Origin of the sequence: Exiguobacterium sp. s149, assembly GCF_018618395.1 — a bacterium.
Classification (GTDB): domain Bacteria; phylum Bacillota; class Bacilli; order Exiguobacteriales; family Exiguobacteriaceae; genus Exiguobacterium; species Exiguobacterium chiriqhucha.
Map to the genome: position 1 here is coordinate 1 of NZ_JACSLZ010000012.1, position 20734 is coordinate 20734.

Annotated in this window: 18 protein-coding genes and 1 riboswitch; of the genes, 4 read left to right on the forward strand and 14 right to left on the reverse strand. The window is 50.4% G+C overall.

All coding sequences use genetic code 11. The features are described 5' to 3' along the window. Positions 1 to 101: 101 nt before the first annotated feature. From KNP81_RS13240 to KNP81_RS13255, 4 genes are all read right to left on the reverse strand, one after another. Entirely contained in the window at positions 102 to 1298 is a 1197-nt protein-coding gene (locus KNP81_RS13240; RefSeq protein ID WP_214720287.1) for an alpha-amylase family glycosyl hydrolase, read from the reverse strand. 85 nt (positions 1299 to 1383) lie between these two features. Beyond that, the gene (locus tag KNP81_RS13245) at positions 1384 to 2307 is read right to left on the reverse strand and encodes an LCP family glycopolymer transferase (protein WP_214720288.1); all 924 of its coding nucleotides are present in this window, start codon (positions 2305 to 2307) and stop codon (positions 1384 to 1386) included. A 103-nt stretch (positions 2308 to 2410) separates the two neighbouring features. Then, complete coding sequence (locus KNP81_RS13250; protein WP_214720289.1) at positions 2411 to 3256, reverse strand: YihY/virulence factor BrkB family protein; 846 nt, start codon at positions 3254 to 3256, stop codon at positions 2411 to 2413. A 73-nt stretch (positions 3257 to 3329) separates the two neighbouring features. After that, positions 3330 to 4280, reverse strand: coding sequence for an LCP family glycopolymer transferase (locus tag KNP81_RS13255; RefSeq protein WP_214720290.1), 951 nt, complete (start codon positions 4278 to 4280; stop codon positions 3330 to 3332). A gap of 515 nt (positions 4281 to 4795) precedes the next feature. On the opposite strand from KNP81_RS13255, the gene KNP81_RS15415 reads away from it, so the two are divergent. Both KNP81_RS15415 and gnd read left to right on the forward strand, forming a co-directional pair. Continuing rightward, a complete protein-coding gene (locus KNP81_RS15415; protein WP_285800950.1) occupies positions 4796 to 4921 on the forward strand; it encodes a hypothetical protein in 126 nt (41 codons plus the stop codon). A 61-nt stretch (positions 4922 to 4982) separates the two neighbouring features. Then, positions 4983 to 5864 carry a phosphogluconate dehydrogenase (NAD(+)-dependent, decarboxylating) gene (gene gnd / locus KNP81_RS13260; RefSeq protein ID WP_214720291.1) on the forward strand — a complete coding sequence of 294 codons (882 nt, stop codon included), beginning with the start codon at positions 4983 to 4985 and terminating at the stop codon, positions 5862 to 5864. A gap of 32 nt (positions 5865 to 5896) precedes the next feature. Here gnd and KNP81_RS13265 read toward each other — a convergent pair whose 3' ends face one another. The 3 genes from KNP81_RS13265 to KNP81_RS13275 form a co-directional block, all read right to left on the reverse strand. Then, positions 5897 to 6874, reverse strand: coding sequence for an SH3 domain-containing protein (locus KNP81_RS13265; RefSeq protein WP_214720292.1), 978 nt, complete (start codon positions 6872 to 6874; stop codon positions 5897 to 5899). A gap of 13 nt (positions 6875 to 6887) precedes the next feature. Further along, positions 6888 to 9242, reverse strand: coding sequence for an Ig-like domain-containing protein (locus KNP81_RS13270; RefSeq protein ID WP_214720293.1), 2355 nt, complete (start codon positions 9240 to 9242; stop codon positions 6888 to 6890). Positions 9243 to 9493: 251 nt separating this feature from the next. Continuing rightward, the gene (locus KNP81_RS13275) at positions 9494 to 10108 is read right to left on the reverse strand and encodes a flavodoxin family protein (protein WP_214720294.1); all 615 of its coding nucleotides are present in this window, start codon (positions 10106 to 10108) and stop codon (positions 9494 to 9496) included. Positions 10109 to 10226: 118 nt separating this feature from the next. Here KNP81_RS13275 and KNP81_RS13280 point away from each other — a divergent pair, with 118 nt between their 5' ends. After that, positions 10227 to 11213, forward strand: coding sequence for a metallophosphoesterase family protein (locus KNP81_RS13280; RefSeq protein WP_214720295.1), 987 nt, complete (start codon positions 10227 to 10229; stop codon positions 11211 to 11213). A 103-nt stretch (positions 11214 to 11316) separates the two neighbouring features. On the opposite strand, the gene pelG is transcribed toward KNP81_RS13280, so the two are convergent. Genes pelG through KNP81_RS13305 form a run of 5 tightly spaced genes read right to left on the reverse strand, consistent with a single transcriptional unit; the run spans position 11317 to position 18147 of the window. Beyond that, positions 11317 to 12777: an exopolysaccharide Pel transporter PelG gene (gene pelG, locus KNP81_RS13285; RefSeq protein ID WP_214720296.1), complete on the reverse strand. Its 1461-nt coding sequence runs from the start codon at positions 12775 to 12777 to the stop codon at positions 11317 to 11319. After that, complete coding sequence (pelF, locus tag KNP81_RS13290) at positions 12758 to 14176, reverse strand: GT4 family glycosyltransferase PelF (RefSeq protein ID WP_214720297.1); 1419 nt, start codon at positions 14174 to 14176, stop codon at positions 12758 to 12760. Before pelF ends, pelG begins: the two co-directional genes overlap by 20 nt. Continuing rightward, complete coding sequence (locus KNP81_RS13295; RefSeq protein ID WP_214720298.1) at positions 14173 to 16014, reverse strand: DUF2194 domain-containing protein; 1842 nt, start codon at positions 16012 to 16014, stop codon at positions 14173 to 14175. Before KNP81_RS13295 ends, pelF begins: the two co-directional genes overlap by 4 nt. Further along, the gene (locus KNP81_RS13300) at positions 16007 to 16924 is read right to left on the reverse strand and encodes a hypothetical protein (protein WP_214720299.1); all 918 of its coding nucleotides are present in this window, start codon (positions 16922 to 16924) and stop codon (positions 16007 to 16009) included. Before KNP81_RS13300 ends, KNP81_RS13295 begins: the two co-directional genes overlap by 8 nt. Next, positions 16921 to 18147, reverse strand: coding sequence for a nucleotidyl cyclase domain-containing protein (locus KNP81_RS13305; RefSeq protein WP_214720300.1), 1227 nt, complete (start codon positions 18145 to 18147; stop codon positions 16921 to 16923). Before KNP81_RS13305 ends, KNP81_RS13300 begins: the two co-directional genes overlap by 4 nt. A gap of 69 nt (positions 18148 to 18216) precedes the next feature. Beyond that, positions 18217 to 18303, forward strand: a riboswitch (cyclic di-GMP riboswitch). A gap of 38 nt (positions 18304 to 18341) precedes the next feature. Here KNP81_RS13305 and KNP81_RS13310 point away from each other — a divergent pair. Then, on the forward strand, positions 18342 to 19193 hold the full coding sequence (locus tag KNP81_RS13310; protein ID WP_251130359.1) for a glycoside hydrolase family 191 protein: 852 nt from the start codon (positions 18342 to 18344) through the stop codon (positions 19191 to 19193). 179 nt (positions 19194 to 19372) lie between these two features. On the opposite strand, the gene KNP81_RS13315 is transcribed toward KNP81_RS13310, so the two are convergent. Both KNP81_RS13315 and KNP81_RS13320 read right to left on the reverse strand, forming a co-directional pair. After that, on the reverse strand, positions 19373 to 19759 hold the full coding sequence (locus KNP81_RS13315; protein ID WP_214720302.1) for a hypothetical protein: 387 nt from the start codon (positions 19757 to 19759) through the stop codon (positions 19373 to 19375). An 81-nt stretch (positions 19760 to 19840) separates the two neighbouring features. Continuing rightward, entirely contained in the window at positions 19841 to 20689 is an 849-nt protein-coding gene (locus KNP81_RS13320; protein ID WP_214720303.1) for a MurR/RpiR family transcriptional regulator, read from the reverse strand. Positions 20690 to 20734 lie beyond the last annotated feature (45 nt).

Consider the following 20734-nt stretch of genomic DNA (forward strand, 5'->3'; position numbering starts at 1 on the left):
TTAGGCTACCTCACACCGATAAAATATGGTGTGGTGGCAGCCTAATAAGGTGTTTTTATTAGTGTCTCATATAGCTAGGTCAGTCTAGAGAACTCGTTTTTTTATTGTTTGATCCAAGCAAATCCAAAGGTATCCAACTCAATCGTCTCAACCGACTCACCCGTGAACAGATTCGTCCCGCTCGTCTGCACCGTCACCGGCTCATTGCTGACGTTCGTATACAGCATGAGCGTCTCCCCTCCACCTTTCCGTTCGACCGTGAAGACGCGCTTATCAGACGTATCGATTCGCTGCTCGGCATAAGGCGAGAACGCCGGGTGCGTCCGTTTGACGTTCAACTGGCTGATAATGCCGGAGAATACTTGCAGGCGATACGGGTCCGTCTTCAGCTCTTGAATCAGCGCGTCATGGTCGACCGGCGTCTCGACACCGAGCAGCGTCCGGTAATCAACGGTCGGTATGCCTTGGAGCGAGAATAGTATACTGTGCGCTGCGAGAATCATCTCGACGCTCGGTTCGATCAAGTTCTTCTCGAACGGGTCGCGTTCATGAATCGACAAGAAGTTGAAGTACGTCTTTCCTTCTCCTGGCGCCTCGATTCGATTCGCCCAGTCGGACAACTTCTTGGCATCTCCTTGCGCGAAGGCGAGCATCGTGTGCGAGGCGAGGTCGAAGTGACAGATCGCATCGGCGACGCTGATGTATGAGCCGAGTGCCTGGACGTCTCCTTCATAGGCAAGAACCAACTGGCCGTGAGGTTTATAGTGATGGAGCACCACGTGCCAAAGTTCGATGACGCGTCGTATGCTCTCTTCTGGCATACCGCGGAACGATTGCACATGAACGCGCAACTTCGTCGCGCCTTGGGCGAGCCGCTCGATGAAGGCGTCCGTCTCCTCGAGCAGATTGAACTGTAGCTCGTTATAAACATTCGGGTCGGTGTCATACATAAGCTCGAATTCGTGCTTGAAGCGCCCGAGGTCCTCGTATAACCGGATACGAGGATTGATGGCCGTATCGGTCGGCTTGGCCGGATATGGGAACAGTGAGACGAGATACAAGTCGCTAATTGACGCCTGGACGTGTTCCTTCAACAGGTCATGGAGCGCGTCCAAGTCGGGACTCCCGTCCGTCGTGACGGCGTTAGCGTCGATCATGAGCACGCTCGTCTTCTCGCTCACCCCTTCCCCGTCGTGCCAATGATGACCGTCCCACTTCGTGAACAGCTCCTGCCAGTCCTCCCGTGTATGATCGTCCTCTAATTGATTGATGATCGGTTCAACAGTTTCCCAAAGCATATAATCCCTCCTCAGTGTCTCTTTATCAGTCCCACCGAACCATGATTTTCAAACGCAAAAAAAAAGCCATCCCATGAGGAATGACTTAGTTCATCAAGCGTTGCAGCTCGGCTTGGACATTGGCGAGCGAGGCCGAATCCGGATTCCAGTAATAGATACCGTCCGATTCCAGATCGCCCGACCCTTCGATGCGGAGCGTACTGGCGTTACGGAACGCCTTCATATAGTCCGTCGACAACGTCACGAGCTCATTGAACTCGATGTTCGTCTTGGCCCGGTTGCCGGCGACGTCTAACAGCTTCGTCACTTTGTCGACCGAGAAATCGGAACGTCCTTTCTCGACGATGGCCGCGACGACGGCACGTTGCCGCTCTTGGCGACCGAAGTCCCCGTTCGGATCTTCATAACGCATCCGGGCGTATGACAACGCCGAGGCACCGTTCAAATCGACCTGTCCAATCGGATAGTTATAACCATCCGCGGAGAAGGCGAGGTCGTTCGTCACCGTTATGCCACCGAGCGCATCGACGACCTCGGTGAACGCCTCCATGTCCGCCTCGACGACGTAATCGATCGGAATATCCAAGAGCGCTTCTACCGAATCCATCGCCATCTCAGCCCCACCGAACGCGTAGGCATGGTTGATTTTATCGTTCATACCTTTGCCGACGATCTCCGTCTTCGTATCGCGCGGGATGCTGAGCATCGCGCCTTCGTCCGTCGTCGGGTTGAGCGTCATGACGATGATTGAATCACTCCGTCCCTGCTCCCCGTCACGGCGGTCAATCCCGAGTAGTAACACCGATACCGATTCCTTCTGTTCAATCGTCTCGACTTGTTTCCGTTCCGGACTGATTTCGAGATTGTCATTCACTTTCGTCACCGTCTCGTTGACGTCCCGGTACATCGACCAGACGAGCAAGCCCCCGGCGACGAGGAAAATCGTCAGGACGCCGAGCGTGATCGCCAACACCTTTTTCCAGCGTGATTTTTTCTTATGTCTCGCCATGCGTGCACCTGCTTTCAAAATCGTTAGATATGGATATAATTCCCGCTTCACGTGTTGTATTATAGCACGTTGTAAAAAAATGCTAACCATATCTTTTCAATTTTTACGGAAAATGCGTCTTATAACGGGTTCGCCGCATATGGTCGGGCCAGGCCGCATTGATCTCGGCACCGAGCAACATCGTCGCCGCCGTCAAGTAGAGCCAGATCTGGAGCAAGATGACGATGCCGATCGTCCCGTAAGTATCGCCAAACATCGAGAACCGGTCGACGTAGACACTATAGCCTGTCGACAGCATCTGCCAAGAGATGACGGCGAAAATGGCGCCTGGAAGTGTCTCGATGAAGCGGACGCGTTGCTGCGGGGCGATTTTATAAAACAGTGAGAAGGCGAAGATGAGGATGATCGTCGACACCGTATACCGGGTGAGTGTCGCCAGTCGGTCGAAGTCCTCAAGCCGCGGGAACCACGTATACATGAGCTCGACGAACTCCCGCCCGAAAATATGGAATATGATCAAGATGACGGCACCAACGCTGAAGGCGATGAGCGTGAGCAAACCAATCAACCGGCGAACGACATAGCTCCGGGCTTCCGTCTCCCCGTAAGCGAACACGGTCAGCTTGACGAGGCGGGCCGTCCCGTTCGACGCCGACCAGACGGCGATGATGGCCCCGATTGAGACGAGGCCGGCATTGATGTTGCCGCTGACGTCATAGACAATCGACAGCATGTCCCGAACACTCGAACCCGGAATGAGAATCTCGATCTGTTCGATTAACAAGGCGTCATCAATCCCGAACCACGCCATGACGGCGAACAAGAGGACAAACGTCGGGAAGATGGCGAGAAACCAAAAGAACGCGAGCGTCGCGCTGTAGTCGTTGATGTGATGGTCCTTGAACCGATGGCGAACGTCGATGACGAGACGGATCAGGCGGTCGAGCACGCGGGGTCACTCCTTTTCTTCTTATTATCGCACATATTAAAACGCCTCATCCGATTTTGGATGAGGCGATGCGTCACTGTTCCATCAATTGTCCGAGATACGACTTCACGTCTTCGAGTGAAGCAGCGTCCGGGTTCCAGTAATAGATGCCGTCGCTTTCTTTCCCGCCCGTTCCTTCGAGGCGAAGGACGTCCTGGTTTTTGAAAGCAGCCATATAGTCGCTCGAGAGCGTCCGGATGTCTTTGAACGTCATGTTCGTCTTTGCGTTGTTGCCGAGCACGTCGAGCATGTTGTTGAACTTCGAGATCGAGAAGTCGTCTTTGCCTTTATTGACGAGCGCCGTGATGACGTCACGTTGGCGCTCTTGGCGACCGAAATCTCCGCTCGGATCGTCATAGCGCATGCGCGTGTACGCGAGCGCCTCTGAACCGTTGAGCGTGAGCGCGCCCGGTTCGAACGTGTGCTCACCTGACGTGAACGCCAAGTTGTTCGTCACGTTGACGCCGCCGAGAAGGTCGACCGTGTCTTGGAAGCCTTTCATATCAACTTCGGCCACGTAATCGATCGGGATGTCGAGCAAGTTCTCGACCGTGTCGAGTGCCATCTCGGCTCCACCGAACGCATAGGCGTGGTTGATCTTATCAGACGTCTCTTTGCCGACGATCTCCGTCTTCGTGTCACGCGGGATGCTGAGCATCGCGCTTTGATCCGTGTTCGGGTTGAGCGTCATGACGATAATCGAGTCGCTGCGACCTTGCTCGTCGGCACGACGGTCGACGCCGAGAAGAAGGACCGAGATCGGCTTCTTATCGTTGATGGCTTCCGTTGTCATACGCTCCGGGCTAAGGCCCGTCGACTCGTTCAACCGTTCGACGGTCGAATCGACTTGATTATATAGATATGTAGCTACCCCGACTCCGATGAGCAGGAACAACCCTACTACGAGTCCCGCAATTTTTGCGATGCGTTTCGCTGGGGAACTCTTTTTACGACGTTTTTTCACTCGCTTCTTTTGCTCTTCCATGACTTAACACCTTTCATCAACCATTTTTATAAAAATACCAATTTTTATTTTAGCATGTAACTGTCTTTCATACCGTTATTTTTATAAAAAAAGGGAAATTGATACAGCAAATTGGGAACGTATGCATTCGTTGTTATCTATCGGTCTTTTCTGACGAATCATTGAGTGTTTTCTCAGTATTTTTGTGACTCCTTCACATTTGACAGTTTCAATCATGACCATGCCCGACTTGTACGTATAAAGACCTATTTCTAAATCAAAATGCATCTAAAACTATGTCAATTTTTTATAGAATCCGATGTTTTATAGGTATGTTTCCTTATATTCAAACACCCTGATGAGACAAAGGGTTGGTTTTTTGTAATAATTGACTTATCTATGATGAAAATAAACATATAAATCCATTAATTGGTTGGAGGGGTCGTCAGATGCGCTACATCGTCACTTGTTTTTTAGAGAAAGAAGAACCTTGTGTGTTTACGGTATATGGGGAGTCCAAACAGGATGCCGCTTTCATGTTTGAAAGAACGTTGAACGAGGCGAGCCCGCTCAACGACTATGTGGAGTTGAGTGACGGCAAGAAAGTGAAGGTCGGATCGATTCTCGCCTACCGCATCGATGAGGTACAGCCCCTCTTTTGAAGTCCACCCATTTCGGGTAACCCTTATAAGGAAACCAAATCAATGAACGGGGTGAACCGATATGGAATTAGGGATGATCGGACTTGGAAAGATGGGGTTGAACTTGGCGCTCAATCTGACGGATGGTGGACACCGTATCCTCGGCTACGACCCAGGCAACGTGTCGACGAGCCAATTCGAGACGAAGCAATCACTCGAAGAAGTCGTCGAAGGGCTGAAGACGCCGCGTGTCGTCTGGGTGATGGTGCCGGCGGGCGACGTGACGGAGCACGTTTTGAACGACTTGCACGCACTCTTGTCACCGGGGGATATCGTCATCGACGGCGGCAACTCGAACTATAAAGAATCGATGCGACGAGCCGAGCACTTCAAAGACAAGCTCATCTACTTCTTTGACGTCGGGACGAGTGGCGGCATGGAAGGGGCGCGTCACGGTGCCTGTACGATGATCGGCGGGGATTTGGAGGCGTTCGGCAAGATCGAGGAGTTGTTCCACGACGTCTCGACGGATAATGGCTATTTGTACGCCGGACCGAGTGGCAGTGGCCATTTCTTGAAGATGATCCATAACGGCATCGAATACGGCATGATGCAGGCAATCGCCGAAGGGTTCGAGATTCTTGAGAAGAGCCCGTTCGACTATGATCACGAGCAAGTCGCCCGTGTCTGGAACCACGGCTCGGTCGTCCGCTCTTGGCTGATGGAGTTGACCGAGAGCGCGTTCCATAAGGATGCGAAACTCGACGAGATTAAAGGGATCATGCATGCGTCGGGTGAAGGCAAATGGACGGTCGAGACGGCGCTCGAGTATGGTGTACCGGCACCGGTCATCGCGATGTCGCTCATGATGCGGCAGCGCTCGCTCGAAGAAGACACGTTCTCCGGAAAAGTCGTCGCCGCGCTAAGGAACGAATTCGGTGGGCATGCGGTGGAGAAGAAATGAAAAAGAGGGGGACGCGATGCGTCTCCCTCTTTTTAGATTGTGATGATAGGCAAGTCACCATCATAGTCAAAGATAAACTCAATCCGCTTCTCCCATAGCAATAAAATCCCTTCCTGGCCCCCAACCTTAATTGGGATGACTTCATTCTGTTCAAAGTATTTGTGCTGAGCGTATAGGTTGCGCAACATTTTCGTCTCTTCCGTTCCCTCACCGAAGAAAGCTGCCAATCCTGCGTGCACCGCTTCATCACCCGTTGCTTGTCCAGTCGGATATTTATCGTAACGTGAGCGAACAAACATGAGCGAACTTAACTTCGATTGATCGTACCCTCCAATGACAAATAAATATTCATCCATTGGAACAGTCGTTTGAAATAGATGTGAGTTTACAAACTGATGCCCGTGTTCAGATTTGATTGTAAACAACAAACGATTCTCAGTAGCGCTCTTATAATTCTTCAAATAATTGATCGAGGCTTGTTTCGGTAAAAACGGTGTCTTCTTGATTGGTTTCGGTGCTACCACGGTTGCTTTCTTCATGTACTTTGTAGCGACCCATCCGGTTTTGCTCCCGTAGCGAATTTTATAGTACCCTGCCAACTGTTCGTTCACGGTGACGGTGGTCCCTTTTTTCAACGTGAAGACTTGTTTTTTATCTGCGTCGACCCGCGAATAGACAATGACTTGACGTTGAGTCACATAGGGAGTTGCTTTCAATGCCACACCTTTTTGAACTTTACGGGTGAGCGACTGCTCATTCACATAGCCCGTCCGATTCGCATAGCGGACTTTTACCCATGTGCCTTTCTTAGAGCGATAAGTGACAGCTTTTTGTTTCGGGATGAGGATCATTTTTTTCCCTTTATAGGAAGGGGTCGATCGTAAATACACGGCTGTCTTCGTTGTATAGGTCGTCAACGTGGTCGTCGCAGCCTCGACGGTTGAAGCGATTGGAGTTAATGTGGCGAGCACAATCACCAACGCGATGACATAAGTCATGAGTTTCTTCACTTGTTTATCCCCCTCATTTAATCAACTGCTTCACAGACGGAGACAGGTTACCCGCCGCATCCTTTACCCGAACGGATAGAGATGCTCCTTTTTTCAAGCCTTTAAAAGTGAGTTTATAGGTCCCTTTGTCCGTCACCTTCGTTTGCATCGTTTGTTTACCATAAGTGACAACGACCGTCGCTTTCGGTTCGGCTTTTCCTTGAACAATTCCAGACTTGGCTGTGACTGCGTTCACTGTCGCTTTTGCCGGGGGAATTTTATCGGTGATAGCCATTGTATAAAGTGGACTCTTCAATTTTCCATTTACAGCTTGAATGGTATACGCTTTCGCCTGCTTCAAGGAAACATTGACTGCAAACTTCCCTTTCGAATCTGCAGTGGTAGTATACGTTTTACCGCTTACACGGATGGTGATGACTGTTTTTGGCTTCGTCACTCCAGTGATTGCCTGCTCTATATTCGAAGCCTGCTTCACATCGAGTATAGCGAATTCGTTTTTCGGACCTTGGATTCCACCAAGAACCGGGTCAAGCAATTGTATCTCGTACATCAAAGACGCAAGTAGCGGAATCCCGTCCTGATAAGCACCTCCAACGACCGCATACATATCTCCTGGCTTGAATCCGTTATAAATGATTTCCGCATCCTTTGTCGCGGTGACTTTCAAGACGGTGCCTTTTTTATAGATTCCGGGTTTTAAATTAAACTTTGCTGTCGCCGGCTTATAATCGTACACTTTATGTTTCGATACATGTTTCTTTCCATAGCGGTCAGTCACTTCGATGGTGACGACTTTCCCTTTGGCGACTAACCCATTCGTCGAAAACGCTCCATTTCTTTGAACCGCAACGGTCTTACCGTCAATCTTGATTGCTTTAGTGCCCGGTAAGGCTAATCCCTTTAGATTGAACGTCTTCTTGTCCTCGTTTAATGAAATGCCTTTACTCAGTTCGACAAGCCCCAGGTTGTATGGTGTCTTTGTCACAATACGCTTTTTAATCACATTGTTCCCTTTTGAGTACACCGTACTGGCTAATTTACCAGTTCCTGATTTGAACTGTTTGGCATATACCGTCTCCTTTACGCGCTTCCCTTTCTCAATAATGACCGTCCCATAGGCATGAATCGGTAAGGTTACGTCTGCATTCACAATCAATGTAGCTCCTTCGAGCACAATGATCCGTTCAATATACCGATCTTCTTCAAACAGCTTCGTTAAGTTGACTGTCCCGCTTGCTACGACCCAATTTCTTGAAGTGACGTCGTACTCCTCAAACGCCATCGTTAAGCCTTTCGGAATCGATTTCACCGTGAGCACATTGTCATACATATCGATGACATCAAGACCAATCAATTCCCATTTACCAGCCATCCCGAAGTCTCGACGATTCAAATTCATTTTCGCTATTTTCGAACGTCCTTCCCAAGGCTCAAGTGTTTGAATGATTCCACTCGGTAAGTGTTTGAATGTTGCGTTCACCTTGAAAAAGCCACTATTATCGTCTGCTTGAACAATTAATTGCGAATCTTTTGTCTTGGAATGTACCATTTTTACACTTTTAAAGACAGGCAATGTGATGTCTGGCGTGACTTGAAACACAGGCTTTAAGTTGACTGGCAGTTGAACATCATAACGATGATTTGTCTCGTCATCATAGAACGAAATTTCTTTTAAACTCCATGTCCCGATAGCATTCCACTCACCTAAGTTCTGATCACTCAAATCTACTTCAAACTGTTTTTTCTCCGTATGATAGACAGGCGTCAGATAGAACTCTTCCTTGGCTTGTTTGTTTTCCAAAATAATACTCATCGGATCAGTTGGCACCTTCAATCCGTTCAAATCAATGGTCATGAAGAAAGATTTCACTTTATTTAATTGAGTGATATCTAAGGTTTTTGGGACACCTTCTGTTTTCACCAATTTCGGTTTTGGGAAAGCCAACGTAAATACTTTTTTGTCAGGTACAAGCGAGAGATCTAACTGATGCTCGCCACCATCCTCATCTCGAACAATCAAACGCGACAGAATCCAATCCCCTTCCGCTTGAAAGTTCGGACTTTCTAAATCGACAGTAATTTCAAGTCCATCCTTGTTCGGGTACGCAAACACGGTTTCTATTTCTTTTGGAGATTCGACGTTCTGTAAATCCGCTTCGACTTCCCAAATTCCCAGTTCCGGTGATTTATCCAGCTTGAGAAGTATGTCCGTCTTAACATGGCTAGAAGAGAACGTTTTGCCTGATGCTGTCATCGATACGAGAGACACCTTGTCATTAGTTGCCCCTTTAATAGAGTCACCAAAAAAAGAAGTTCCCACTAAAAAAATAGTCGTGAACAACAACAAACGAAATAATTTCATGTTCATTCATTCAACACCCCATTCTGCATTTAATCCATTCACTATACAGTATAAATAATCCAATTCGTTCAATTATCTTACTTTTCAACATATAGTCAGTAAGATTTTCAATATCCCATCATAACAGGTCATGATTTTATCGAATCCCATCACTCTATTTCCTTTAAGCCAATAAAAAAAGTATGCGACGTCGCATACTTTTTAGCCAATCCTTTTGTTTGTCGAAGACGATCAATCCACAATATTGGTGGTTATCTTCACTCCATCATGTTGCCTTCAGCCGGGATCGGCGTCTGCTTCAACATGTTCGCGAAATGGTACAGGTTATACGCCATGACGCGTCCGTTCTTTTTCGTGAAGGCGTTATCGCGGCCGGCATCGATATACGAGTCGCCCGGTCCGGCCTCACCGACCCAATACGCGTCGACGTTCGGCGGAACGGTGAAGCCGATGTGCGACAGGCCATACAAGATCGAGGCACAGGCATGCTTCGCCCCGTCCTCATTCCCCGTCACGACGACACCGCCGACTTTGTTGTAGTAGATGGCCTGCCCTGACTCGTTCATCAAGGCGCTACCGCCGTACAATCGCTCGATGACTTGCGTCGCCACGCTGCTCTTCTCGCCGAGCCAAAGCGGTGTCCCGATGATGAGGATGTCGGCCGCCTTCACCTTCTCAAAAATCTGCGGCCACGCATCCCCGTCCCCTTCGTCCTCGGTCACGCCGAACGCGACGTTGTAGTCGACGACACGGACGATTTCCGAGTCGACCCCGAGCTGATCAAAGTGTGGGATGATGTCCTTCATCAATCCTTCCGTATGCGAGATCGTGTCCCCGCCTTTCAATGAACAGTTCAAGAATAACGCTTTCATCGAATCCCTCCTTCATATAGACAGTTAGATGTTCCCGTCACGCGGAAAGATTAATCTCATCGACATGTCTATTGCTTCATGGGAAAATTAGGATACTCGAGTTCAAGGAGGCTCATCCATGACACGCTTTATCCATATCGCGGATTTGCATCACGCGAGACATACCGGGAACGCCATCACGGCCGAACGCACAAGTTTTGCTATCCAAGCCGAAAAGCTCGCTCAACTCACCGAGGTCATTCGTCATAAAAACATCAAGGCGGTGCTCATCGCTGGGGACATCGAGGTGAGCGATCCGGAAGATTTCATCCCGTATTTGCAGACGTGGACCAAGCTCGGTGCGACCGTCTACCTCGTCTTCGGAGATCATGACGTCGACCGTCTTGCCTACCAGGCTTGTTGGAGTCAGATTGAGCACGTTCATGTGTTCCTTCGCCCTGGATATATCTTCGACCCAACACTTGGTACCGGCATATACGGACTCAGTTGCGAGACGAATCAGACCGGTTTGAAAGAAGAAATCGCCAACGCGCCAATGCGAGATGACCCGTATCCAAACATCTTCCTGAGTCACGGTGACCGGAAACGATTCCCCGCATCCGTCGTCGCCCGGCTCGGGTTCAGCTATTACGCCCTCGGTCATCATCATCGTTATGAAGCCATTCCTCGTGGTGGTGCCGACCTCGTCTATCCTGGTCACATCTTCTCCGTTTGGGACGGATGCGGCAAGGCGTGGTCGACCGGCTATGTCATCGGTGAGGTCACCTTGTCAGGGATCACACACGCGTTCCACGCGTTTGAAGGACCCGAGACACGACGGCTCAGTTTCAATCCGTTCATCCGGGACGGGTCGCGCATCTTGCTCACGCGTGACAATCTCGATGGCCCTTCGGAGCAATGGATTGAAGAGGACGACACGCTGTTGCGCGAATTCGTCCGCTCCACGTTGGCCGACTATCCCGACGATTATTTCGTCACGCCAAGTCGGTCGAACGGTTTTCCGACGCGCCGTCTATCAATGACCGGACGCACGTTATTGGAGGACAGTGCGCGATTCGAAGAGTTTTACATTCGCAGTTTCAAAGTGACGAAGACGACACAGTAAAAGACGGGTGACCGCGGTTATCCGCTCTTCAAGCACTCATCCAATCGTCATAAAAAACCAGCCGCCCTCTCGTTTTCGAGAAGACGGCTGGTTTTTTTAGCGATCATGCCGAACGGTCATTGAGCCATTCCCCGACGCGGCGGAACGTGTCCGTCCGTGGCGATCGTTCGCTGCGACTGAACGTATGATAGTCAATCTCAGACACGTAACGGATTAACCGGATCAGAGAGAACGCGAAGGCAATCGTACAGCCGATGGCAAAGCTAAGTCCATAACTATCTGGGCCAAGCGGCAGTAATAACACAGTCATTCCAGCATTCAGTGTGATGAACAGGGCTGAGGTATACGCCGCCCCACGATGATCCTCAAAATACAGCAACACGAGCGTGAGGACGAGCACCATCGCGTTCGAGAATGCGCCAATGGTCGTCATTTGAAAGACGCTCCGAATCTCAGGTGATAGCCCGAGAAGGGGGAACAACACTGCGGCGAACATGATGAAGAGGAGCGAGACGAGACCTTGGTTTCGGAAGAGGCGCTGTAGCTCTTGTCGTAAAACGAGCAGCATCGCCGCCTTCGCGCGTTGAATCTGTTGATACGTCCCGCCTTCGTTCACGTAGCCGTAAAACACGCGATACCGCTCATAGAACCGGGTCTCGACGGAGACGACGAAAATCGTCATCGTCGGGATAATCGTCAAGTAGGACAAGAAGATGGCCGTATCATAAATCGGATGATAGCGGAACGTGTCGAGATGGACACTCCCCCCTTCGGAGAACCAAATGATCCACGTCCCGACCCAAATCCCGATGTTGTACAGAAAGCTCGTCCAAAAGAGGGCCGGATAGCGGTCGAAGTAGCGATAAAACGAGAACTGCCCCACTGTGCTTCGATTCGGGAACGTCAAGAGCATCGACATGAACAAGCCGAACAACGTGACGATCAGACCGAGCGTCATACTCGCGGTCAAGGCAAAACTCTTCATATCGGACGTCGTCAAATACGGCATCAACCACTGATCGGTCATGAGGATGGCGACGACCGCGACGGCCCCGCCCGCCACAAAGCTATACGCCACCGCCTGATAGAACTTGGCCGCACTCAAAAAGAGGAAGTGGACCCAAATCAAGTTGACGGTCATGAACAAGACGAAGGCTAACGCGTTCAATAATGCCGGGAGCTCGGAGAACGATAAAAAGAGGGCGAACAAGACGGAGGCGATGGCGACCGTCGTCTTCATCATTCCGATATAGGCCGGAAAGATGTCCTCATAGCGCTTCTCATAAAAACAGTCCGCCAAGTAGCGTGTGACGACGAGCTGCTGCACACCGAGTACGACTTGCGAAAAGATGAAGCTGTAGGAGACGATTAAATTGAACGTCGTCCGCTCCTCAAGTGTGGCAATCGAGAGATAACTCGTCAGCCACTGCATGAGCGCAATCGTGACGATGACAATCAGCCACGGCCCGGAGGTGACGAATCCGGCAAACGTGTACGCCTTGATGCGTGAAGAGAAATAGTCTTCCTGGAACAACTGTTGTAATTTAAAGCCGATACCCGCCATGAGCCGCGCTCCTTTCTTCATATAGATTGACATACGCCTCGATGAACTGGTCGGTGCGATAATAGGTCTCGACCCGTTGCTGACCGTTTCGCCCGAGTCTTCGCGCGTCATCCTTGTTTTGATAAAACCAAACGCACCGCTCGGCAATCCGGCGTGGATTGACCGGAGGGACGACGAACCCGGCCGGTCCGAACGGTTCGTCCGGACGGCCGTTCACGAGCTCCGCGCACGCCCCGACGTCTGTTACGATCCAAGGGACGCCTGCTGCCATTCCTTCTAATACCGCAAGCGGTTGTCCCTCTGAGATACTCGTCAACAGACAGACATCAAATCGTGGCAAGTGTTGACGAATATCGACTTTCCCGACCAAGAAGACATGTTGTTCGAGCTCGAGTTGCCGGATGAGCGTCTGACATTCTGCCGCATATTCGCGGTCCTCGTCGAGTGGTCCCATAATCGTCAACTCGAACGGGACGAGCATGTCCTGAAGCAGCTTCGCGGCATAAATCATCGTCTTAACGTCCTTGATCGGGACGACGCGGACGATGGCACCGATTCGGAGCTTGTCATCACCTTCGATGTGACCGAGTGCCGAGAGTCCGGTCACATCAATCCCATTCGGAATGATGCTCAACTTCTCGGTCGGCGCACCGAGCTGACGTTGTAGCTCACTGTTTCGTTCAAACAACGTGATCACCTCATCGGCCTTGCGATAAGCCTCACGTGACAAGTGATGGAAAAATTGAATCCAGTGCGTCCGGAACTCCGCAGGAATCCACGACGCCTGTAACAGTTCTTCCTCCCGCTCACGTGAATAGATCCCATGCTCTGTGAGGAAGAACGGAATCTCCTGCCGTTCTTTCATCGCGCTCGCAATCAAACCGGCGTAACCCGTCGATGCGGCGTGGACGACGTCGACGCGGGGCAACTCCGCCTGCAACAAATCAAGGACGGGCGCATACATGCTGCGCCACATCCAAAAGTAATTAATGAACGAACCGGCCTGGCCCTCTTCTTGATAGTTCTCCGTGACGAGCTGATAAAACAGACGACTCGAGAAAAATTGTTCGGGCGTTCCGATGGCTTGTTCGAGCAGCGGATAGATGGAGGACTCGACGTGGCCGAACGTCATCCACGTTTTAATCCGTTCGCGCTCTTCCGGCGTCAGGGCCGGAGTCTTTCGCTTACGCTTCGATCGTTGATTGAGGGCGAGTGTCGTCACCCCTGTGACATTCTCCGGTAAAGTATACCGGTAGTCCGCCTCTGACTTCGGATTCGGCATGATCGAGATAATCTCGAACTCATGCATCGGCATCTGTTGCATCAACATGTGAACCCAGCTCGAGACGCCTCCACTGACATACGGATAACTTCCTTCGACTACAATTCCTATTTTCATGGGCGACCCTCCAAAATCGGGAGACGGACCGACGTGTCTCTCAATTGAACCTGATATAGTGTCCCGCTCTCATCGAACGCTTGCACGTCGCCGAAGTCGAACGAGCCTGTGGCAAGATGCTTGTCTGACTCGAGTCGAACGAGCACGGTCGATGGCACAATCAGTTGTTGCGCGTTAATTTGAATCGCGTCTTCCGTATACGCGACGTCGATTTGAGCATCTTGATACAGTTCATACTTCCGATATGCGTCGTATTGCGTCAATCCCTCCAGGTGTGGATACGTCCCCTGAAGCGTTTCGAACAAACCACCGAACGACTCCTTCATCGTCCCCCATCCTTTTCCTTTCGAGCGATACTCATCCAAGACATCATCCGGATGAATGAAATGTGAGACGAGTCCAAAGTTGGCGACGGCGTCAACGATGACGAACAAGTCATCCGGCGTCTCGTTATACCCACTCGACACACGGGGGAAATCATAGAGATTCGGATAATTCGGGTCAGGTCCGAACTCCTGGATATAACTCCCTTTTGAAGCGTCCCCGCTATACAGCCCAGCGACAATCAAACCGTTTGGAAACTTGTCATTCAATACTTGAAGACCCGAGTCGCCAATAATGTTCGAGGGTGGGACATAACTGCGAATCGTCTCATTCGGCAAATAATATTCAAACGTCTCGACAACACGGTCGACCGCGGAGCGCATCGCCGCTTGGCTGTCCCATCTCGTGTAACCGAGTTCAGGGTCCATGATCTCATCACCCATGACGAGTGGTTGATGGTTGAAGCCGTGCAATCCGACTTCTCCATTCGTCTGAATGAGCCCACGGCCATACTCGAGCATCGGCGCCCGCACCTTGTCGATGAGCTGTTCGGCCGTCTCTTCATTCGTCGCTTTGTAACTCCCGATCAAAAAGCCGGAGTAGATGACATCGAAGTCTTCCCCAATTTGTTTCATGTCCTTCCACCATACTTCCGAGAAAAACTCTTTGATCGACAAATCGTACTCTTCTGTGATGACCGGATGTGAGTTGTTCGGGACCGGTGCCGGGAAGTCGTCGAGATGGACGACTTTAATGCCGGCCTGCGGCATGACGAACGCAGGAAACATCATGGACAGCGACTGCACGATGAGCCCTCGTGAGTTCTTGTCGGTCAACGAGGTCGTATTCCAAAACATGACCTCTCCTTGTCCGTACGGGGCTTTCCACAAAATCGGCTCATCCTTTGCTGAAATGAAGACGTCGGCCTCGGCTTCTAAGTCGACGTCCGCGATACTATGGATGAACAACTCAGAGTCTTGCGGCAAGTCAACATACCCCGGGAACAGCTCCCGTTCGAACGTCAACCCGTTAATCCCGTCCTTAAAATCGCCGAAGTCACGGACGCCGACGAGGTCGGACCACGACTGGTCGATGAAGCGACCCGCGACGTAGAGCCGTCCGCCGCGCTCGACGAACGAACGAATCGTCTCATACGGCCACGCTTCCGTGTTCTCCCCACTGACGATGAGGACGTGTTGCGGCGATGGCTCAATCGACGCGATGTCATCCACCTCAATCGACTGATAGGCTAATTTCGCATAGTCTAGCGCATACTTCACGTTCGTCAAGATGGAAGTGGACAACTCGTCCTCGTTCTCATGGATATAAATGTTTACCGGTTCTCCTTCTAACGCGCTCGCTTCTCCCGCGAGCGTCGTAAAGGATTTTGGATCATGTGATTCTTTCGGGATGAGTCGGTGCCCATAGTCGAGTCGGATGAACTGGACGACGACAATCAGAGCGATCAACAGCGAAAATAAGGAGACGGTATAGGTCGTAATCGATTTATTCATGTTTAACACCTTCTAACTGTTGGATGACAAAGCGATAATCTTCAGGCACGTCTTGTATGCTCAGGTGCTGACGCATCCAATCGAGCGTCGGACGTAACGAGGGCCAATCCCCGTTCGTCATATGATGCTCGATTAACATGATGTACCCATCAGCTACCTGAGGATGATGTAGCGTGAGCGCCTCTGCATGTCGTACGCCCGTCTCAAACGCACCAGACCGAAAGGACAGACGGGCTTTCATCCGTAAATACATCAAATCAGTCTCATCCTGCTCACCGAGCTGATCTAAATATGTCATGACGAGCGACTCAATTCGATGTTGCATATCTTGGTCCAACAAACCACTGTCTAGAAACGACATGCCCGTCTCGATGACAGGGTAAATTGTCTCCGGTCGTTCCTCGTTCACTTGCGCCACGCGTTGTTTTAACAGCAACTCGTATCGGTCGAATAACGTGTTTCTGACCGTTGCCGCGTAGTGGACCGTTTCGGTGTCTTCGTGCTCAAGAGCGAGGGTTAAGTATTCTTCCGTATTTGACAACGGTGTCGACATGAGTTGTGTGATGGACTGCTTTCGTTTCTTCCCATCCATTTGCAAGCCTTCTGTCAACGGGACAAGGTCAAGGTCTTCTGTCGCCTGTTGTTGCAATCGTTCGAGGTTGACCGCTTCAAAGGTGATGTATTCATCGTAGTCAAGCAGCGTCTTCGAAGAGGCGAAACGACGTGCGATGCCATAGGCCACGATCCCGAACAGTTCACCGACAATCGGGATGACGGCACTGAGTAGAAAAAGGGAGAGCCAAATCCCTCGTTGCTCGCCTTCCGTTCGCGGGAAGACAACGAGCCGATAAACGACGACTAACAGAATGGCATGAAGCAAAAACAACGCAACTAACAGCCATCCGGTCATAAACGTCTCCCCCCTTTCACATAGAACACATGCTCAATCCGCTCTTTGAACCGCTCCGCGGATTCGACCGGCGTGCCGGGAAGGAGGAAATGAAGGATCTGCTCATCCTCGTCATAGCCGATGATATCGATTTCACGCATGGACTGCCTTAAAATCAACTCCATCTCAATCAACGTCAAGTCGACCCCTTCGACCGAGAGCCTGACCGTACTATACGGTTGTCCGTATTGCTCATGGCGAAGCACTTGTTGCGCCACTTTTTGTTCGAAGGCGTCCATTCTGAACATGCGTGTCCCATCCACGAGTTGATCGCTCACGAGCAACCATTCGAGCGCATCCGCTTTCTCAATCCGTGTCCCCGCCCAGTCCAATACGAGTTTCATCATATTCATTTCATGGCTGCGCAGGCGGAGGATGTCCACCTCGTGGACGACCAGCGCTTCTTTCACATCACCGTCGTAACAGACCGGTGCGACAAGAAGCGGTCCTTCTAATTCGTCTGCCAAACGCAACGTCGGTCGTTTCGTTTGAAACATTCGCTGAAACATCCCTGCGTCCGAATCGATGAACAGCGTCTGGGGTAGACGGTCGACATCGCCTGAACGGACGTGAAGGCGGAGTGTCCGGCGTGACGTGTCCACATGATACAGACCAATTTGTCGGGCTTTAAAGACACGCGTGAACGTCCCAATCAAATGGTCACGCACTAAGCCGGTCACATCTTGATCTAAATGGAGCCCGACCTCATAGATTTTTGACAATGTATACGTCGAGTCGAGCACACGTTTCCTCATCTCGTTTTGTGATTCTTGAAGCTTTTGAACCGTCTGCTTCAGTTGCGCATTCTCATCGACGACTTCTTCTTGGCGAATGTGCAACGACTGGTAACGCTCGCGATATGAGGTACTGAAAATACCCGCGCTCAACGCCACGAAGAAGTGAAGAAGAATCCAAGCCAACTCTTTCGAGTCATAGAGAAACAACAGGAGGTCTGCGCCTTCCATCAACAAAAATGAAAAATGATACAGACTCGTTAACGTGAAACTGACGAACGCACCGAGCAACCCATATCGCAATGAAAAGAGAAGAATATAAAAAATAAGCGGGTCGATTGCCCATTCAGATACCGACAAGTTAAACGTATAATCCAATATGCCGATAAGTAAAATAGTCACAATCATTTCAATCCATTTAATCGACGTGCGATGCTGGGTATAAATCATAGTGTCACTCATTCCTTTACATGGTATTTTATAGATAGGACATCGAATTGATTGTTCGACAATACACCATATCGAGACGGACAAACTTACTGAAAAGTAAGGGCGCAAAGACATGGGTCGTCGATCTTTTTAGATACCGATCGCCAGTCTGCACTTACCGCTCTCTGATTACAATCAGGAGGGTTTTTATGCGTATGATGTCAACAAGAAAATGGGTGTCACTCTGCTGTGCGCTCGTCCTCGGGCTGACTTTATGGTCGCCTCAACAAGCGTCCGCCCAATCGAGCAATCCACTGGCGAACGTCAAGTCGTATAAAATTTATTACGACATGCCGACCAAGGCCAAGATTAAGAAGATGCAACAATATGACATGGTCATTATCGAACCTGTTTATTATACGGCGACTCAAATCAAAGAGTTACAGAAGTATGGGACAAAGGTGTATGGGTATATCAACACGATGGAAGCCGACAACTGGAACGTCAATTTCATCAAGCAGATGAAGAAGTCTGACTTCTTTTATCGCAACGGAAAACGTGTCCATTACGCGACATGGGATTCTTATTTGGTCGACATGACCTCGACCCACTACCGTTCGCTGTTACGACGTGAAGTGAACAAGCAAATTGTGGCGAAAGGTTTGGATGGTGCTTTTTTGGACACCGTCGGCAATATTGACAATGAGCATTCGGCGCACCCTGCCACGTTAAAAGCACAACGTAACGGCATGCGGACGTTCATGAAATCAATCAAAGCGCATCATCCTTCCCTTTCATTGATTCAAAACTGGGGCTTCGCCACACTACAAACGCACACATCGCCGTATGTCGATGGCATCATGTGGGAGGGGTTTAACTACCGTGTCGTGTCGAAGGACCAATGGTCAAAAGACCGGATGAAAGAACTTCGCAAGCTCGACAAGACATTCGGGATTAAAACATTAACCGTTTCGTTTACACAACGATCCACGAGTGCCTCCTATGCGAAAAAGAACGGATTCATTCATTTCCATACGAATCCGACATCAAATTACAATCAATTTTAAACGGTATTTATCTGATTGTATTACAAATATGGAAAATTATACAACGTGAACTCTCTACATGACAAACCCACGAGATACCTTCTTCATCGGCATCTTCGTGGGTTTTTTTACTGTTCAGTTTGCTCACACGCTATATGCTGCGCATAAAAAAACCTGCCCACGGTCAGGACAGGCTACGGTCAGTCATTCGGGATTGTCACCCCGTCAAACTGCTCGTTTCGGCATAGGGTCATCGCCTGCATCGCAAGCTTATAGTCATCTTCAGGAAGAGAAATCAGCTCGGTCGGCAAGACCCATTCTTTATGGTTGTACAAGTGAATGACGAGCTTGGCGAGAACAAATTCTCGATTGTCGAACGTATTGTCATCAATGATGGTCGAGGTACGGATTGTACCAGCCTCCAGGTCCATATAAGGAAGCAATCGCTCACGAATTTGTTGATTCCCTGATATCACATACAGCGCGGCAAAATATTCTCGGTCCGTCTGACCGGGGTCCGTGAGCCGTCGTGCCAATCGCTTGAACTCGTTGTAGTGGTCAGAGGACTTAAAATCAATATGGTTCATCGGTCCACCTTCTCTCTCTAAACCTCGCGTTACGCTCAGACTTATAATTTCCACCTTTTTGCAAAATGTAATCCTATTTCGTCAGATTCGGCGTAGCGAGATGGCTTCCCGCATCTTTTGGAGCGACTCTCTCCCGTCTTCCCCACGCCGCATCATGACGACGGTGAACAAGGCGTCGATCAGACTGAGCTCGGCGATTCGCGAGGCGAGCGCCTCAGACCGGAACTCGGTCTCTTGCGACACCGTATAGAGGGCGACGTCGCACAGCTTCGACAACGGTGATTTCGCATAATTCGTGATCGCAATCGTCGGGACGCTGCGCTCGTTCAACACTTTCGCCACGTCGAGCGTATCTTTCGAGGCACCCGAGTGCGAGATGAGGACGGCGACGTCATCTTTCGTCAGTTGGGACGCCGACATGAGCTGCATGTGCGACTCCAAGTTCGCGGTGACGAACAGACCGCTCCGGACGAACTTATGGTAAGCGTCGAGCGCGATGACGGCCGAGCCCCCGCTCCCGAAAAACTCGATGCGACGAGCCGACAACAGCAGCGCGACCGATTTATCGAGCGAGGCCGCGTCCAAAATTTGCCGGGTCGCCTCGAGTGTCTTCACGTTCGAGGTGAAAATCTTCTCAGCGATCTCATGCGGTGTATCACCGTTCGAGATATCCTCATGAATGTCTTGAAGCGGCGCGACGACATCGGTGGCGAGCGCGATTTTCAGCGCCTGATAGCCTTTGAAGCCGACGCGCTGGCAGAAACGGAACACGGTCGACTCGGCGACGTCGAGGTCGTCGGCGACTTGGTTGATCGTATGATGGATGATGCGTTCGGGCTGTTTCAAGATATAGTCAGCGATGCGTTGCTCTTTCTTGCTCAGTGTCGTGTAGGCGCCACGGATGCGGGCCAGGCCGTTCATCGATTCCATGTGTCTCACCCTTTTTCTTTTTACGATACCGTTTCGAAAAAAATT